The sequence below is a fragment of the Luteolibacter pohnpeiensis genome (assembly GCF_016595435.1).
GTDB lineage: Bacteria > Verrucomicrobiota > Verrucomicrobiia > Verrucomicrobiales > Akkermansiaceae > Luteolibacter > Luteolibacter pohnpeiensis.
Map to the genome: position 1 here is coordinate 1 of NZ_JAENIJ010000177.1, position 611 is coordinate 611.

Here is a 611-nt window from a genome sequence, read left to right on the forward strand (position 1 = left end):
TTCTCCGCACTTGGGGCCGGTTGGTGGCTCGATCAGGAAACGCTTTCCTCTCTCATTCCGGATGCCACCGAGGAAGAGGTCGAACGGCCGAACTTTACCTTTGAGCAGGTTCCCATCGGGGAAAACATCGTTGCACTGTTAGATCGGGCAGCGACGGTCGGCTTGCCGGTGCAGGCCGGAGTGATTGACCCGGCTCTGTTCACCATGGAGCGCATGACACTTTCCAATGTGACCTTCCTGCAGGCGCTGGTGGAACTTCTCAAGCGCTGTCCGGACGCCTTCGCGTGGTGGAATTACACGACCAACCCACCAAGCCTGAACGTCGCCCGACGCGGCACCGCTGAAGTGCTTTCGCTCGATCTGGACGCCGACCACTTCGTCAATGACATCAGCCTGAAGCGCCGAACCGTGCTCAAGGCCGCTGCCGCCACGGTCCACTTTGCGGAACGCCTGCCAAGCGGAGGCATCATGCTGAACGAAGACGACAGCGAGAAAACACGCGCCAGTCTAACCACTGCCATGGGAGGAACCAACAAGGACATCGTTCTAACCGCCCGCAGGCCCGGCAGCGTCGGCAATGACATCACCTTCGCCATTCACGAAGACACCTT

At 59.7% G+C, this 611-nt stretch carries 1 protein-coding gene; it reads left to right on the plus strand.

The window, feature by feature from the left end; translation table 11 throughout:
- Positions 1 to 611 (plus strand): hypothetical protein (locus tag JIN85_RS22580; protein ID WP_200274479.1); only part of this gene is annotated, 611 nt, incomplete at both ends.